Origin of the sequence: Eisenbergiella porci, from assembly GCF_009696275.1 — a bacterium.
In the GTDB taxonomy this organism is placed as follows: domain Bacteria; phylum Bacillota; class Clostridia; order Lachnospirales; family Lachnospiraceae; genus Eisenbergiella; species Eisenbergiella porci.
Map to the genome: position 1 here is coordinate 1 of NZ_VUMI01000078.1, position 17,006 is coordinate 17,006.

Sequence of the window (17,006 nt, forward strand, 5' to 3'; positions counted from 1 at the left end):
AAGGCTACGAATGCCTAAAGGGTGTGGATAAAAACATGAAAAGGGCGTAGCGATGTGGAAAATAAATATTTAAGTATAAAAGTATCGAGAGGATTATTTACAACCTGCCAGCGCCTTTCGGCGCTGTAAAAATTGCCGGAAGGTTGCTTTTCCCGCGAATGTATCATACAATTGATTACAGCACCGCAGCCAGGGTACTCTGCCCCTTTAAAAAGAAGCCGCAGCGCACCCGGTGCAAAACTGCGGCCCGCTTTCCCTGCTGCAGATAAAGCTTACAGAATAAAAGGAGCAAGCCATGCAAAAGAGAATCCAGTATCTGGATATCATCAAAGTAATTTCAATTTTCCTGGTGGTTTTCTGCCATTTCGTCCTGCTTTCGGAGACTGCGCCCGCCAATATCCTCATGGTAGCCTGCTGGTCTGGCGTCCCTATGTTTTTTATGGTAAACGGGGCGCTGCTTTTCACCAGGCCGCTAAAGCTGGAAAAACACATCCGGAAAACAATAATGATTTATATTGTACTTGTTGCCTGGAGGCTTATCTATCTTTTTACCGTCGGACCGCTCTGCCAGATTCCTCCGCTGGAGTTTGGCAGGAACCAGATTCTTACCTATCTTTTCACCTTTGGCAGCCTGGACGGCATCGGAACGGGCCATCTGTGGTTTATTGAAGCCCTGCTGGCGGTTTATCTTGTATTCCCCCTGTTCCGCATCGCCTGGGATCATCAGGCAGGAAGAAAAATCATACTCTTTTTTGCCGCTTTCGGCATCCTGATGACCAACGGTCTGACCGGCCTGCAGATGCTTTTGGATGCACTCTGCGCCAAGGGCCTGATCGGCGTATATTCCCTGGAAGGACTGGAAATACTCAATCCCTTCGGCACCTATGCGAATATGCTGGGCTTTTTCCTGTTCGGCGCCTGGCTCCACACAGCGGGCACCTTTAAAAACAGCCTTACCGCACAGCGTCTTCTCGGACTTCTTCTGTCCGCTGCAGGGCTTTTGGGCATGTGGGGCGTAAAATGGTACACCAGCAAAAATCCGGCCTGGGACGGCATCCTTCTTGTCCAGGGCTACCGCCACCTTCCGGTGGTTCTTCTTGCCGCAGGCATTTTCCTCGTCTGCCGCGGCCTGAAAATAAGAAACCGGGCCATAAATGCCGCCGTTACCGCAGTGGCAAGCAGGACGCTCGGTATCTATTACCTGCACTGGATATTCGGCTGGATGCTGGTTCCCTATATGGCTCTGCTTTTTTCCGGCTTTAATATAGGAACCAACCTGTTGAAAACAATTGTCCTGATAATACCCGCCTTTTTCCTCACCCTCCTTCTGGAAAAAATACCGGTAATAAAACACCTTGTAACGGGATGAGCCAGGACCGGTAAATAAGCAGAGCTTAATTACCGTTCAGGCAAATCCGCGCCTTTACGCCGCAGCCGTAAGAAAGTGCTCCAGGAGTGTCCCCCAACCCAGCGCCGGAGGCGGTTTAGGATGGATTCCGGCAGGAACTGTAAAGGGAAAAAACAGTAACCCAAAACTAAACGTGACAAAAAAAGGCATTTTTGGCAATTTGATTCCCATCTGTGCTTATGCTATAATAACGATAGCGGCCGGAGAAAACCTTCCGGCAGGGTAATAAAAACTTAAGGGAACCATGTTAACATTTTGACAGCTCTTCCTAACAAATAAGAGTTGCGGTATATATTGGTTCCCGTATAAAATGAAAGGGTAAAGTGAAGCAGGCCTGCAGACTTTACAGAAACAATCCAACAACTTCACAGGATGGATGCAAGCTTCACAGACCCTTTTTTCAGCGTGTTAAAGCACGCAGAAGGGGAGCAGAATATGGATAAACCGGTATTGGTAATTCTGGCAGCAGGAATGGGAAGCCGCTACGGCGGACTGAAGCAGATTGACCCTGTAGACGATAAGGGTCACAAGATTATTGACTTTTCCATGTATGATGCTGTCAGGGCAGGATTTCAGAAGGTAGTTTTCATCATTAAGAAGGAAAACGAAAAAGATTTCCGGGAGTGCGTGGGTGACATAGTCAGCAAGCATATCGATGTGGAATATGTATTCCAGGAGCTGGACAAGGTTCCTGAAGGATTCCAGATTCCGGAGGGCAGAGTAAAGCCCTGGGGAACAGCACATGCGATTTTGTGCTGCAAGGGCGTGGTAAACGGCCCCTTCGCAGTAATCAATGCAGATGATTATTATGGAAGAAGCGCTTTCCAGACCTTGTACGATTTCCTGATAACCCATCAGGACGATGAGAAATACCGCTATGCGATGGTAGGCTATGAACTGGGCAATACCCTGACTGAGAATGGTTCCGTGGCAAGAGGCTGCTGTGTCACCGATGAAAATGGATTCCTGAAGACCATTGCAGAACGTACCAAGATTGTAAAGACGGCGGACGGGGCCGCTTATACGGAGGATGACGGAGCAACTTATGTACCGCTTCCGCTTGACACACCCGTATCCATGAATATGTGGGGCTTTTCCGCAAGCATCCTGGATGAACTGGAAAGTGCGGTAAACAGCTTCTTTGAGAATGAGGTTCCGAAGAACCCTCTGAAATCGGAATGCTTCCTTCCCATTGAAGTGGATAAGCTGCTGCAGCAGGGCAAGGCAACCGTAGAAGTGCTCTCCTCCAAGGATAAATGGTTCGGCGTAACCTATAAGGAAGATAAGCCTTTCGTTATGGAATCCATTGCCAAACTGAAAGCAGACGGCGTATATCCTGATGTTTTATGGTAAATTATTGTAACAGTTTTGTTTTCTGGACTGTTGCGAATCATTGGCTTTAGCCGTTTATACGGCGGATAGGAGGAAACCATGGCAATTTTAGTAACAGGCGGTGCCGGATATATCGGCAGCCATACAGTAGTGGAACTGCAGAACGCGGGCTATGACGTAGTCGTTCTGGATAACCTCAGCAATTCCAGCGAGAAATCTTTACAGCGTGTAGAGGCGATCACAGGAAAGCACGTTCCCTTTTATAAGGCGGACATTCTTGACAGGGATGCCCTGAACGAAATCTTTGAAAAAGAAACAATTGATTCCTGTATCCATTTCGCAGGGTTGAAGGCAGTGGGCGAATCTGTTGCCAAGCCGTGGGAGTACTATGAAAACAATATCGCAGGAACCCTGACTCTGGTAGACGTTATGCGTAAGCACAACGTGAAGAACATTATCTTCTCATCCTCCGCAACCGTTTATGGAGACCCCGCATTTATCCCGATTACTGAGGAATGCCCCAAGGGACAGTGCACCAACCCTTACGGCTGGACGAAATCCATGCTGGAGCAGATTCTTTCCGACATCCAGAAAGCCGATAATGAATGGAATGTAGTTCTCTTACGCTATTTCAATCCCATCGGTGCCCATAAGAGCGGAACCATCGGCGAGAACCCCAACGGCATCCCCAATAACCTGATGCCCTATATCACCCAGGTTGCCGTAGGCAAGCTGAAAGAACTTAACGTATTCGGCGACGACTACGACACCCCCGACGGAACCGGCGTCAGAGACTATATCCACGTAGTAGACCTGGCCAGGGGACACGTAAAGGCCCTTAAGAAAATCGAAGACAAATCCGGACTCAACATCTACAACCTGGGCACCGGCAAAGGTTACAGCGTTCTCGATATCGTAAAGAACTTCGAAGAAGCAACCGGCGTTAAAATCCCTTACGTAATCAGAGACCGCCGCCCCGGCGACATCGCCACCTGCTACTCCGACGCTTCCAAAGCAGAAAAAGAACTCGGCTGGAAAGCGGAATACGGCATCAAAGAAATGTGCGCCGACTCCTGGAAATGGCAGTCCCAGAATCCTAACGGCTACGAAGACTGATAAAACACAAAAAGTTTTTAAACAAAAGCATCACCTCAGAACGGTTTGCAGCGTTTCCCAAACAAAAGCTGCAAACCGTTCTTTTTGTACGCCTGACACCGCATGCCTCCCCACCCCAAGCGCCCTCCCAAAACCGCCCCGCGGAGACGACGGAACTCACACCCCCCAGATTGTTAAGATTTTTGTAAGAATCCCCCCCACATGTTTGTAAGACATCCGGTTTACACTAAAACCAAGCTCAAAGGAGGAACTGTCCTGAAATGAATGAATGTATACTGGTAGTAGATGATGACCGGGAAATCGTAAAAGCCATAGCCATTTTGCTGGAAAAGGAAGGCTACGTGGTGCTGCGCGCCTACGACGGCCTGGAAGCGCTTGATATGCTGGCTTCAAATCAGGTGCAGCTGCTCATCATGGATGTGATGATGCCCCGGCTGGACGGCCTGTCAGCGGTAATGAAAATCCGGGAGAAAAGGAATCTTCCCATCATTGTGCTCAGCGCCAAAAGCGAGGATTCAGACAAGGTTCTGGGATTATCCATGGGAGCCGACGATTATGTGACCAAGCCCTATAATCCGCAGGAGCTGGCAGCCAGGGTAAAAAGCCATCTGCGCCGCTACACCCGGCTGGGCGATATCCACGCTTCAGAGCAGACGGAGGAACTGACCAACGGCCGTCTCTGCTTCCGGACAAATGAACGGGTTCTTTATGCGGACGGGGAACCGGTAAAGCTTACGGCTACGGAAACAAAAATCATGGAGCTGCTGATGCGGAATCTGGGCAGGGTATTTCCCGCGGAAGAAATCTACCGGCGTATATGGGAGGAAGAAGCCTATGCCCCGGAAAATACGGTAATGGTACATATCAGGCGTATCCGTGAAAAGATAGAGCTGAATCCGAAGGAGCCAGAATATTTAAAGGTGGTATGGGGAATTGGATACAAAATGGAAAAGAAGTAAAAGATGGATAGGAGCAATGGCCTTTTTTCTGGGAATGACTCTGCTTTTGGTTGATATTTTCCGGCTGATGGCTGCAGCTGCCGGCGGAAAACTGGGTCGGGATATCCCGGATGCCCTGCAGGCGGATTATCAGAATACATCCGCCTTCCAATTTTATATGGAAGGCTATCTGCAGGATTTCCTCGCCATGGCCTCCGGAGGAAGCGTCAGTTTTTCCTGGACAGAGAAACAGCAGACAAGGGCGATATCCTACAGCAGGAGCATGGGGACGGAGGTCTTTGGCTATGGAAATGTAGCGGTCTTCGGCGTACAGGGGAGCCTGGGAAGCAGTGACTCGTCTTCCATTACGCATATTACTGTAACCTCAGATGTTGCGCCCGGTGATTCTGCATCAGTTGCTACAACCTCAGGAACTTCAGTTTCGGAAGCTGAGGACTCTGAAGCTGCAGTAGCCGTTGCTGAGGAAAGGGCGGATGAACGGCAGGCAGCGGAGTCAGCTGTGGAAGAGAGTACGAATGAACTGCAGCCGGAGGCGGGAGAAGCTGGTGAGCCACCGGAGGGACAGCCGGCGGATAACAAAGCGGCGGCAGACGAAGCCCATGAAATGCTGAAGGAATGCAAGAACCTTCTGTATACGATTGTGTATGATGATGAAACACTCTACAGCAATGCAGACGGCATGGCGCTGGATGGGGAAAAAGGCGAACTGCCGGACGGATACAATTTCCTCCTTTATTTTGACGGAGAGAAGGTCACTATAAAGAAGAACGGAAAGGATTTGAACATTTACGGGGACGGCCAATACCGTAATGACGGCGGCTGGTTTGTGCCCGGCTATAAGAATTTTCCCGTGGATGAAAAATATGGAAAGGCCAGGATTACAATAGCCGCTATTGATGAACCGCAGCTTTATACGGTTGCCTTTTATGGAGATGGCTATGGCTATTATGACGGCGGAAACCGGCTGTACCAGATTGTACAGGATATGCAGAAAACAAGGGATGAGATGGGCAGCTTTTGTTTTACACTGGCTGCTGCTGCAATTTTCCTGCTTGTGAGCAGGATTTTCAGGAGGGAAAAAAGGCAGGCGGACAGAAAGCTGGCATTTTTTACAGGAAAACTGTGGTACGAGGTAAAGGTCCTGATTTTTCTGATTCCCGCAGGCTTTCTGGTGTATCAGTTCATTCCCATGGTTAATAATGTATATTACGGCGGCCTGAATCCCGACATTTATTATGAATATGCCCTGAAACGCATTATTCCGCTGGAGCTGGTGGTATTCTGGATGATCTGGCTGGCACTTAATGATGCCTGTTATAACAGGCATGTCTGGCTCAACAGCCTCTGCGGACGTATCCGGCACAGCCTGGCGGTAAGACAGCTGCAGTACCCGTTCCAGCAGCGCATGCTCAGGCGTTACCGTAAAATAATGATCTTGTCTGCATTTGTAATTGTTATCCTGCTGGTTATCATAGTTGCGTGGGTACGCGGGGAATATTCCTATTGGGCAGCGCTGACTGCAGTGGCGGTCATTGGCATTGTGGGAGTGTCAGCCGCTGAAATCAGGTATCTGATGCAATTGAGCAGGGAAGCGCAGGATATGGGGGATCTGGTGGACCAGATCAGTGCGGTCAGGGAAGGCGATATGGAAGCGCCCCTGTACCTTCCGGAGGACTCCGATCTCCACGATGCGGTAACCAATCTGAATGAAATACAGGGAGGAATGAAGGAGGCCATCAAAGAACAGCTGCAGAGCGAGCGGATGAAGGTGGAGCTGATTGCCAACGTTTCCCATGATATAAAAACGCCGCTGACTTCCATCATCAGCTATGTGGAGCTGCTGAAGGAGGAAGAGGGGCTGCCGGACCATGTAAAGGATTATATTTCCATTCTGGAAAGTAAATCCCAGCGCCTGAAAACCATGGTGCAGGATGTATTTGAGGTAAGCAAGGCGGCATCCGGGGAGCTGCCCGTAAAGCTGGAAACCATTGATTTTGCAAAGCTGCTCAGACAGACGATGGCGGATATGGAGGAAGAGATACACAGCTCCTGTGTTACTGTCAGGGCGCGGATTCCGGAGGAAGAGGAGTTTATAAGGGCTGACGGCCAGCGGCTGTACCGGGTATTCCAGAACCTGATTCAGAATGCCCTGAAATATTCCCTGGACGGGTCACGGGTATACATTGCCCTGAAAAGAGAGGACGGCATGCTGACGGCCAGCGTCACCAATACATCAGCGGATGAGCTGGACGGAAGTATTGATTATACCGCGCGTTTTACCCGCGGCGACGGCAGCCGTACGGACGGCGGAAGCGGGCTGGGCCTGTCCATTGCCCGGAGCTTTACAGAGGCCTGCGGCGGAACCTTCCGGATTGCTATTATTGCAGATCTGTTCACTGCATATGTAACATTTAAAGCAGTGAGTCCGGAAGAATAATAAATGGCTGACTGAAAGAAGGATTACAATTAAGAAGCTATTGTAAATAATGCTTCAGGGCTAAGCAGACGGCTTGGTCCTGAAGCATTTTTAGTTCTGTGAGCGCGGCCTTAAAATAAAGCTCTTCGCCTATATTCCATTTAAAGCTATGCCACATATTTAAACATAAAGATGAAATGGCAGATGCTTCCGCCCATTACAAACAGATGGAAAATTTCATGAGATCCGAAATATTTATGTTTGTTGTTAAAAATAGGAAGCTTCAGCGCATAAATGATACCGCCTGCTGTATATATCAGCCCTCCTGCCAGAAGCCAGAGGAAGGCGGCCCGGGGAAGCGTATCCCACAGCTGGCCGAACACTGCCAGGCAAATCCAGCCCATGGCGATGTAGACTACAGAAGAAAACCATTTGGGGCAGGTAATCCATACCGCTTTAATAGTCATTCCGAAGATAGCAACGCCCCAGACAACGGCCAGAAGCGTATATCCCAGCTTGCCGCCAAGGACTACCAGGCATATGGGGGTATAGGAGCCTGCTATCAGGACGAAAATCATCATATGATCAATCTTGCGGAATACCCGAAGAATCCGTCCTCCTACATTGATGGAATGGTAAGTGGCGCTGGCGCCGTACAGCAGAATCATACTTGCGATGAAAACGATCATTGCAATAAAAACAACTGGCTGATTGGATAACACAGCCTTTATCAACAGTGGAGTGGAAGCGATGATAGCCATCATCATTCCAATGAAATGGGTTATTGCACTCCCGGGTTCTCTGATTGTAACACTCATAATAATGCCTCCTGTTCTAGCAATCATGACAAAATGCAACATGTAGTTTTGATAACTACGTCTTACATATTATGATACTACAACATATTATTTGGAGTGTCAATGAAAATATACAAATATATTTTCGTGTATATCTGTAGTCTGGTGCTGACTGCCGGCATGCCCTGCTGAAAGACAAACAGGCTCCCCTTCGTAAGAAGGGCAGGCATCAGCGGTAATGCAATCCCTGGCTGCATGCATTATATCGCAGGCTCAAAAAGCAATAAATAATGTTCGCTCACAATAACAAGGCTCAGTCTTCTTCGATTACCTGAATCTCCAGAAAATCAAAATCGATCTGTTCAACAAAATTATCCGGGGTAAATCGGGCCTTGCTGTGTTTTTTGAAATCATGTATCGTAGCATCAAGCCACATGGGCTTGCCAAGGTCGAACTGATAGCAGATTTCGTCCAGAGCATTGAATACCTTATGCGTTCTTGTTTCCGATGAATCATCACAAATCACCGTATCGCGCAGCATTCTGTTATCCTTAAATATTTTTGCCCATAAACGGAACATAAGAATCACCTCATAATCTGTATTATTTTTGTGCGTCTGAGAATAATCATAGTTTAGCGGAAAGAAAAGGGAAAGGCAATAGAATACGGTTTTTATTAATTTTTTGTAAACTTTCCATGTTCACTGTAAATCTATGGTATAATAACATCGTAAAAAAGTTAAATTGAGGATGAAATTGATGAAGCAAGTGGAATATGTAGTAGATAATGAGAACCAGGTGGACAGCTGGCAGGAAGTCACCCTGGTTTATAGTGCGGCACTGAAGCAGATAAATACGAAGCTGGAAATCCTGAATGATGAATTCCAGCATGTGCACCGCTATAATCCGATAGAGCATATCAAGTCTCGTATGAAGACCTCGGAAAGCATAGTAAAGAAGCTGAAAAGGTACGGTTACGAATCCACAATAGAGAATATGGTAAAGTACATCAACGACATTGCAGGAATACGCGTGATATGCTCTTTTACGTCTGATATTTACCGCATTGCTGACATGATAGGGAACCAGAATGATATCAAGGTGATTTCTGTCAAGGACTACATCAAGCATCCCAAGGCCAGTGGCTACAAGAGCTATCACATGCTGGTGACGGTGCCGGTATTCCTGTCGGACCGGATTGTGGAGGTAAAGGTGGAAATCCAGATCAGGACGGTCGCCATGGATTTCTGGGCCAGCCTGGAACATAAAATTAATTATAAATTTGAAGGAAATGCCCCCCAGCATATTAAGACGGAGCTTGTGGAATGCGCAAGGATGGTGTCGGATCTGGATGCGAGGATGCTGTCGCTGAATGAAGAGATACTTAGTCTTAGCGGGGAGAGGGATGATTAGTAGACAGAGTGTATGGCTTTCAGTTAAGAGGACGGAAAGCGGGAAGTGAGAGTGGGGATTGCAGTCCGCCGGGGCAAGCCCTGATACGCTGCGCGTACCAGGGCTTGAGGCTGTCGCCTCATGGAATAAAAAGGATAAGGCTGCAGGGGAAAGCTTGCTTTTCCCTGCAGCCTTATCCTTTTTATTCCGCCCGGCTCATAGTGGGCAAAAGTGAGGAGTGCCCCGACACCATAGGCGCCGGGGCTATTATGAAAAAATTTATCTATGTTTGCTAAGTGAATGTTATTGTTTGTTTCTCTTGAACTTATGAATTAAGTATAGCAATGAATTATGAATAAATTATGAACAAGATGTAAATGTATGGTGAATTATAATAAAAATTGAAATGTACATCATTGAAAATAGTGCATAATACACAAAAAAGCCGGGCGGACAGTGAGAAGGTGGGAGAATAAGCGGTTGTAAAATCAGGGGAATGATGCTAAAATGGGGAAAATAGCGGGATTATGTCTGCTTTTGCAGATACCGGCTTTTGGCGGAATGAAACTGCATGCCCCTGCGGCGGACAAGGTGGAGCTGCGGCGTGAGGGCATGGGTTATATATCACAGAAGACAGTCAGAGTTTCGGAACAGGGTGAAGGAACGGATGATTTGCGGCCGGAGAGCGCTGTCACCGGACAGTTTACACGGGAGGATTTTTCAGATGGACAATTACAGAGATGATTCGGCTTACCGGATGGGCCAGGCGGGCTCCATGACGCCGGATGCGCAGGAGGCGAAGCGCCTCAGGAACCAGCTGGTGGAGTATGACGGATATCTTCAGGAAATGAGAAAATCCAATATGAAGAATGTGGAAACGCTGGATGTGATTCAGCGCTACACGGATAAAAGCACTGCCGGAATCCAGAAGCTGACGGAGGAAAGCGCGGCGGGAATGCAGAAGCTGGCGGAAGAAAGCCTTCATGGGGTCCAGAAGCTGGCGGAGGAATGTGCGGCAGGGCTGCGCAGATATTCTGCTGACGGGACCAACAGCCTGAAGCAGCTGGCGGAACATGGAACCAGCAGCCTGCGTCAGTTATCCGAGAGCGGGACGGACAGCCTGAAGCAGATGGCTGAGGACGGTACCTCCGGCATAGCGAGGGTATCGTCGGCGGGAGAAGAAGGCCTTGGCAGACTTACAACAGACGGAGTGGAGAAGCTGTCCCATCTTGCGGAGGTAAGCCTGCAGCAGCTGGAAGGGATTACGGAGGAGAGCCTGGACAGAATCCGTGAGCTGACACAGGAGAGCCTTTCCAAAATCCAGGAAGTGAATAACAGAAATATTGAAACGGCCGAACGAGTGGAGGAAATCCGTGAGCTGGTGTTCGGACAGACAGAGAGCCTGCGGGAAATGCAGAAGCAGGCCGATGATTTTAACCATAAGGAAAATGTAAAGGTATACCGGAATGTCCAGGCAGTGGTTGTGGAGGAAGTGAAGAAGCAGACGGAAGAGCTGAAGGAGTCCAACAAGGGACTGAAGCCGCTGCTTATAGTTACGCTGGCGGCAACCCTGGCTAATGTGGCGCTGTTTATTTTACAGATTCTGGGAATACTTGGAATGTAAGAGAGAAAAATTTGGCCGTTTATGGCATAATCAGGGAAGTATCAGGAAGGAGCCTCAGGATACATGGGAAAACAGGAATGGAAGCCGGGAAACATGCTTTATCCCCTGCCGGCAGTTATGGTCAGCTGTGCGGACAAAAAAGGAAACAGCAACATACTTACCGTCGCATGGGCAGGCACCGTATGTACCAACCCGCCCATGGTTTCCATATCGGTGCGTCCTGAGAGGTATTCCTATGCATTTATAATGGAAACAGGCGAATTTGTAATCAACCTGACCACGGAGAAGCTGTCCTGGGCCGCAGATTTCTGCGGGGTCAGAAGCGGCAGGGATACGGATAAATGGAAAGAGGCCCGTCTGACTCCGGTACCGGGACATGTAGTAAAGGCCCCTTTGATTCAGGAAAGCCCGGTGAGCCTGGAATGCCGTGTCAAACAGACGCTTCCGCTGGGAAGCCATACCATGTTTGTGGCGGAGGTGGTTTCCGTAAGCGTGGATGAAGCGTATATGGATAAGAATAACCGGTTCCATCTGGATAAGTCGTCTCCCATCTGCTATTCCCACGGCCGTTATTACGCGCTTGGAAAAGAAGTGGGAAATTTCGGCTACAGTGTTGCAAAGAAGAAAAACAAGTAACCGTCCGGCAGCTGTGAGGGAACGGATCAATTGCGAAAAAATAAGGATATAAGGTTTCGGGAAGAAAAGCAGAATTCATGGAAAGTATTACGAAATATTACAGAAGAGTACAGGCGACATTTATTTTAACGGCGTTCTGCGTGATAGCAGCCGCTGTTCTTTTTGCACCCTCCTTCGGAAGGTTTGTACACACAGGGGACAATGTGGCGGACATTCTGCTTAACGGCGTTATTGTGGGCTGTACGGATGAGCCGGAAAAGGCGGAGGATATACTGCAGAGCGCCAGGGAAGAGCTTGTGAGGGATAATCAGGATCTTGTATTCATGACGGCGGATTTGGAGCTGCAGGGGAAAAGTATGGTTTTCGGCGCGGTGGACAGTGACAGGACCATCCGTCAGAATATGAAGGACGTACTGAAGGACAGCATCTGCAAAACGCTGCAGCATGCATATACGGTAAAAATAAACGAATATACGGTCAACCTGAAAACAAGCGGGGAGGTTCTGTCCCTGCTTTCCGCCTGTCTCAGTGAATACGATCCGGACGGTGAATATGTGGTGGATCTGGTGGTGGATCCGGTACGTGAGCTGAATGTGCTGACCACTTCTATCTGCCCGGCCGATAAGCGTAAGAATCCGGATGAGGTGGAGCTGAGCGCCGGGGTAGGACTGCTTTTTGATGAAGTATTCGAACAGGCCGTTCCCACAATGGCAGGAGATTTTGACAGTCTGGATTATGGGCTGGTGGATCTGGCGTATGCGGACACGGTGGAAGTGGTGGAAGCCTACCTGATGGAGGATGAAATCACCAGCCTGTCGGATGCTATAGACCAGGTGACCAAGGAACAGGAAAAAGAGCAGATATATGAAGTGCAGTCCGGGGATACCCTTTCCCAGATCGCGCTGAATAACGGCCTGACTGTGGACGGGCTGGTTGCTATTAATCCGGGGCTGGAAAGCGCGGATTCCACCATAAGGGTTGGTGATGAACTGATTATAACAGTGCCCGAGCCTGAGCTTTCCGTCATTCATCAGGAGCTGGTTTATGCGGAAGAAAGCTATGATGCGCCGGTGCAGTATGTGGACGTGGATGACTGGTATACCACAAGGCAGGAGGTGGTGCAGGAGCCTTCCGCCGGACACCGTAAGGCGGCGAGCATCGTAACCTATAGAAACAGCGAGGAGATTGGCGAAGAAATCATTCTCGAAGAGGTGGATTACGAAGCGGTTCCCAAGATTGTAAAAAGAGGGACCAAGGTTCCGCCTACTTATATTAAGCCCATTTCGGGAGGGCGGCTGTCATCAGGCTTTGGGGGCCGGAACGCACCGACCAGGGGCGCCTCCACCAACCATAAGGGAATTGACTGGGCAACGCCTGTGGGAACCGCCGTCATGGCCTCCTCCGGCGGAACCGTAACAAGGGCCGGCTGGGGAAGCGGCTACGGTTATGTTGTGTATATCCAGCATGCGGACGGAAGAGAAACCAGATACGGCCATCTGAGCAAGGTGCTGGTTTCCCCGGGACAGAAGGTCAGCCAGGGCCAGAAAATCGCCCTCAGCGGAAATACCGGACGGAGCACGGGACCTCACATACATTTTGAAATGCGTATTAACGGACAGGCGGTGAACCCGCTTAAATATCTGAATTAAAATAAATATTAAATGGGTAATTCCATCATTTTACGGGTAAAATTATGATGCATAGTTACAAATTCCATACTTCCCGTGGAAAATGTAGGTGGAATTACCCATTTACAAAGTAAAAAAATGTGGTATAATCGCATATGGATTATTAAGTGGCAAAATTTTTGTATATATGGTATAATAATCGAAAATTTGTGTGTCAGATTTTACTAATGATGAGTTTGCATAAAGAGAGGCTGACAGTCAATAATAATTTTTGAAAAGTGACAGTCCGATCAGGCTATTATAAAAAGTTGGTAATCAGTGGAAATCGTGTGAAGGGATCCGTATGCCGGTGGGCGCGCTGCTGCTGCGCTAAGCCCGCATACATAAAGAGGTTGATATGGAACAATATATGGTTGAAGGCGGGAATCCGCTTGTTGGTGAAGTGGAGATAGGCGGTGCCAAGAACGCAGCGCTTGCCATACTGGCAGCTTCGGTAATGACAGATGAAACGGTTCTGATTGAAAATATGCCCGATGTCAGGGATACGAATATACTGCTCCAGGCGATGCAGAGCATTGGTGTAATTGTGGAGCGTGTGGACAGGCATTCCGTGAAAATCAATGCCTCCCTTATCCATGAACTTGTAATTGAAGATGACTATATTAAGAAAATCCGTGCGTCCTACTATCTGCTGGGCGCTCTTTTAGGCAAATACAATAAAGCAGAGGTCGCTCTTCCCGGCGGCTGCAACATCGGTAGCCGCCCCATTGATCAGCATATCAAGGGCTTCAAGGCTCTGGGTGCGGATGTGCGCATTGAACACGGCCTGATCATTACGGAGGCCGAAAAGCTGAAGGGCAGCCATCTCTATATGGACGTAGTCAGCGTGGGCGCAACCATCAATGTTATGATGGCCGCAGCCATGGCGGATGGAATGACCATTATTGAAAATGCGGCAAAGGAGCCTCATGTGGTGGATCTTGCCAATTTCCTTAACAGCATGGGCGCTAATATCAAGGGCGCAGGTACGGATGTGATCCGTATCAGAGGCGTGGAACGCCTTCATAAGACGGAATACACCATCATACCGGATCAAATCGAAGCGGGAACCTTCATGTTTGCCGCAGCTGCCACCCGCGGTGATGTTACGGTAAAAAATGTAATTCCCAAGCATCTGGAATCCATCAGCGCCAAACTGATGGAGATTGGCTGTGAGGTGGAAGAGTCCGATGACGCAGTCAGGGTTGTGGCATCCAGGCCGCTGAACCATACCCATGTGAAAACCCTTCCTTATCCCGGATTCCCCACGGATATGCAGCCCCAAATCACTGTTGCGCTGGGACTTTCCCAGGGGACAAGCATCGTAACGGAAAGTATTTTCGAAAACCGTTTTAAATATGTGGATGAGCTTACCAGAATGGGCGCCAACATTAAAGTAGAAGGGAACACGGCGATAATTGACGGCGTGGGCCGCTACACCGGCGCAAGCATTACGGCTCCGGATCTCCGGGCAGGCGCGGCGCTTGTGATCGCGGCACTTGCAGCGGAAGGGATCTCCACCGTGGATGATATCCGCTATATCGAAAGAGGCTATGAGAATTTCCCCGAAAAGCTCAGGGGCCTAGGCGCAATGATAGAAAAAGTCGATAACGAAAGAGACGTGAAAAAATTTCGTTTTAAGGTAGTCTGATCTGAGCTCCTGAAACAGCGGAATATCAAAACAGCGGCATCCCAGGCTGTTTATTTTCCTGTATCCGGATGCCGGTGGAAATATAATACTCCTGTTTTTTCAGTTTTTTGGACATTTCCCGGGAAATGTCCCGTTGACAGAACGCAGCATATGGTGTATTGTAAGGAACGTAGTCACAGATAAGAAAATTCAATATTGTATCATCTCTTATTCAGAGTGGTGGAGGTACATAGGACCTGCGAAGCCACGGCAACCCCGTCAGAGGAAGGTGCCAACCTGAGCGAGCATTTCGAACAATAAGAGGATTTGATTATCATTAACATCGGGTCCGCTTATAGCGGACTTTTTTTATTGCAGGACAAAATGTCCAAAAGGAGGAAACATGGAGAAACATTTATTTACTTCTGAATCCGTAACTGAAGGCCATCCCGATAAAATGTGCGATGCCATCTCCGACGCGGTTCTTGACGCGCTGATGGAGCAGGATCCCATGAGCCGTGTAGCCTGTGAAACCTGCACCACCACCGGCCTTGTTATGGTAATGGGAGAAATCACCACAAAAGCATATGTGGATATCCAGAAAATCGTGCGTGATACCGTGCGTGAAATCGGCTATACCAAATCCGAATACGGCTTTGACGCCAACACCTGCGGCGTTATGGTAGTTCTTGACGAACAGTCCCCCGACATAGCCATGGGCGTTGACAAAGCGCTGGAAGCCAAGGAACATAAAATGACTGATGCCCAGATCGAAGCAATCGGCGCTGGAGACCAGGGCATGATGTTCGGTTTTGCCACCAATGAAACCGAAGAATACATGCCTTACCCCATCAGCCTTGCCCATAAGCTGGTAAAACAGCTGACTAAGGTGCGCAAGGACGGAACCCTTCCTTACTTAAGGCCCGACGGAAAGAGCCAGGTAACCGTGGAATACGATGAAAATGAAAAGCCCATCCGCCTGGAAGCCGTTGTCCTTTCCACGCAGCATGATGCCGACGTAACCCAGGAACAGATCCATGAAGACATCAAAAAATATGTTTTCGATCCCATTCTGCCCGCAGAGCTGATTGACGATGAAACCAAATTCTACATCAATCCCACCGGACGCTTCGTGATCGGCGGACCCAATGGCGACAGCGGACTCACCGGACGTAAAATCATTGTGGATACCTACGGCGGATATGCCCGTCACGGCGGCGGCGCTTTCTCCGGAAAGGACTGCACCAAGGTAGACCGCTCCGCAGCCTATGCAGCCCGCTATGTGGCAAAGAACATCGTTGCCGCAGGACTGGCCGATAAATGCGAAATCCAGCTCTCCTACGCCATCGGCGTGGCACAGCCTACCTCCATTATGGTTGATACCTATGGAACCGGAAAGCTCTCCGATGAGAAGCTGGTGGAAATCATCCGTGAAAACTTCGACTTAAGACCTGCCGGAATCATCAAAATGCTGGATCTGCGCCGCCCGATTTACAAACAGACCGCAGCTTACGGCCACTTCGGCCGCCACGACCTCGACCTCCCCTGGGAGAAACTGGACAAAGCGGAAGTCCTGAAGAAATACCTCTAAAATCACAGCACGCGGCTGTCCGCTGCCTTTGCATCAAATATGCAGGCTCCGGACAGCTTCGTATTTTTTTACCATATTTTTAACTCTTTAGCCGTTTGGCACAACAAATCCACTGACCGGCCAAACAGTTAACTTTGATTTTACATAAATTTTGCACTTTCTGGATAGATATAAAGAATAGCATCTGTTACGCTTTATCCAGGAAGGAGGAATTAGTGTGAAAGAAAGTAGAGGAAAACCATAAATGGACGCACTTGAATAAGCTGTCTAAGGCAGGCAACTTTTTGAAGTGTTATAGAGTTAGGAAATTAAATCAAGAAGCTAATGGTTCATCAGGCGGAAGTAATCCTTCTCGTTGTAATAGTTTCTTGGCTTGCTTGATAGCTTTTGCCTTTTGCTTTTCAACAAGAGCTACAGGCATATCGATTTTGTAAAGATC

14 protein-coding genes and 1 riboswitch are annotated in these 17,006 nt (G+C 48.7%); of the genes, 12 read left to right on the forward strand and 2 right to left on the reverse strand.

What is annotated here, in order from left to right; all coding sequences use genetic code 11:
- Window positions 1–295 precede the first annotated feature (295 nt).
- The 5 genes from FYJ45_RS27120 (at window position 296) to FYJ45_RS27140 (ending at window position 7,252) form a co-directional block, all read left to right on the forward strand.
- On the forward strand, window positions 296–1,369 hold the full coding sequence (locus tag FYJ45_RS27120; protein WP_154468132.1) for an acyltransferase: 1,074 nt from the start codon (window positions 296–298) through the stop codon (window positions 1,367–1,369).
- Window positions 1,370–1,843: 474 nt separating this feature from the next.
- The gene (locus tag FYJ45_RS27125) at window positions 1,844–2,761 is read left to right on the forward strand and encodes a nucleotidyltransferase family protein (protein ID WP_154468133.1); all 918 of its coding nucleotides are present in this window, start codon (window positions 1,844–1,846) and stop codon (window positions 2,759–2,761) included.
- A 78-nt stretch (window positions 2,762–2,839) separates the two neighbouring features.
- Window positions 2,840–3,856, forward strand: a complete 1,017-nt coding sequence (galE, locus tag FYJ45_RS27130) for a UDP-glucose 4-epimerase GalE (protein ID WP_021640363.1) — start codon at window positions 2,840–2,842, stop codon at window positions 3,854–3,856.
- A 260-nt stretch (window positions 3,857–4,116) separates the two neighbouring features.
- Window positions 4,117–4,815, forward strand: coding sequence for a response regulator transcription factor (locus FYJ45_RS27135; protein ID WP_154468134.1), 699 nt, complete (start codon window positions 4,117–4,119; stop codon window positions 4,813–4,815).
- On the forward strand, window positions 4,790–7,252 hold the full coding sequence (locus FYJ45_RS27140) for a sensor histidine kinase (RefSeq protein ID WP_154468135.1): 2,463 nt from the start codon (window positions 4,790–4,792) through the stop codon (window positions 7,250–7,252). Before FYJ45_RS27135 ends, FYJ45_RS27140 begins: the two co-directional genes overlap by 26 nt.
- Before the next feature lie 146 nt (window positions 7,253–7,398).
- Here the strand turns inward: FYJ45_RS27140 and trhA are convergent, their stop codons facing one another.
- Both trhA and FYJ45_RS27150 read right to left on the reverse strand, forming a co-directional pair.
- On the reverse strand, window positions 7,399–8,049 hold the full coding sequence (trhA, locus tag FYJ45_RS27145; RefSeq protein WP_154468136.1) for a PAQR family membrane homeostasis protein TrhA: 651 nt from the start codon (window positions 8,047–8,049) through the stop codon (window positions 7,399–7,401).
- 292 nt (window positions 8,050–8,341) lie between these two features.
- Window positions 8,342–8,608 (reverse strand): hypothetical protein, encoded by a 267-nt coding sequence (locus tag FYJ45_RS27150; protein ID WP_021640368.1) that lies wholly within the window; start codon window positions 8,606–8,608, stop codon window positions 8,342–8,344.
- A gap of 169 nt (window positions 8,609–8,777) precedes the next feature.
- Here FYJ45_RS27150 and FYJ45_RS27155 point away from each other — a divergent pair, with 169 nt between their 5' ends.
- The 7 genes from FYJ45_RS27155 (at window position 8,778) to metK (ending at window position 16,567) form a co-directional block, all read left to right on the forward strand.
- Window positions 8,778–9,440 (forward strand): GTP pyrophosphokinase, encoded by a 663-nt coding sequence (locus FYJ45_RS27155; RefSeq protein ID WP_021640370.1) that lies wholly within the window; start codon window positions 8,778–8,780, stop codon window positions 9,438–9,440.
- Between the two features lie 486 nt (window positions 9,441–9,926).
- Window positions 9,927–10,163, forward strand: coding sequence for a hypothetical protein (locus FYJ45_RS29945; protein ID WP_195842007.1), 237 nt, complete (start codon window positions 9,927–9,929; stop codon window positions 10,161–10,163).
- Window positions 10,144–11,043, forward strand: a complete 900-nt coding sequence (locus tag FYJ45_RS27160) for a phasin family protein (protein ID WP_195842008.1) — start codon at window positions 10,144–10,146, stop codon at window positions 11,041–11,043. Before FYJ45_RS29945 ends, FYJ45_RS27160 begins: the two co-directional genes overlap by 20 nt.
- Window positions 11,044–11,106: 63 nt before the next feature.
- Complete coding sequence (locus FYJ45_RS27165; RefSeq protein ID WP_154468138.1) at window positions 11,107–11,679, forward strand: flavin reductase family protein; 573 nt, start codon at window positions 11,107–11,109, stop codon at window positions 11,677–11,679.
- A 77-nt stretch (window positions 11,680–11,756) separates the two neighbouring features.
- Window positions 11,757–13,328: a M23 family metallopeptidase gene (locus FYJ45_RS27170; RefSeq protein WP_154468139.1), complete on the forward strand. Its 1,572-nt coding sequence runs from the start codon at window positions 11,757–11,759 to the stop codon at window positions 13,326–13,328.
- A 376-nt stretch (window positions 13,329–13,704) separates the two neighbouring features.
- Window positions 13,705–14,997, forward strand: coding sequence for a UDP-N-acetylglucosamine 1-carboxyvinyltransferase (locus FYJ45_RS27175; protein WP_021640375.1), 1,293 nt, complete (start codon window positions 13,705–13,707; stop codon window positions 14,995–14,997).
- A 204-nt stretch (window positions 14,998–15,201) separates the two neighbouring features.
- Window positions 15,202–15,300, forward strand: a riboswitch (SAM riboswitch).
- Window positions 15,301–15,379: 79 nt separating this feature from the next.
- A complete protein-coding gene (gene metK, locus FYJ45_RS27180; protein ID WP_021640377.1) occupies window positions 15,380–16,567 on the forward strand; it encodes a methionine adenosyltransferase in 1,188 nt (395 codons plus the stop codon).
- The last annotated feature ends 439 nt before the right edge of the window (window positions 16,568–17,006 follow it).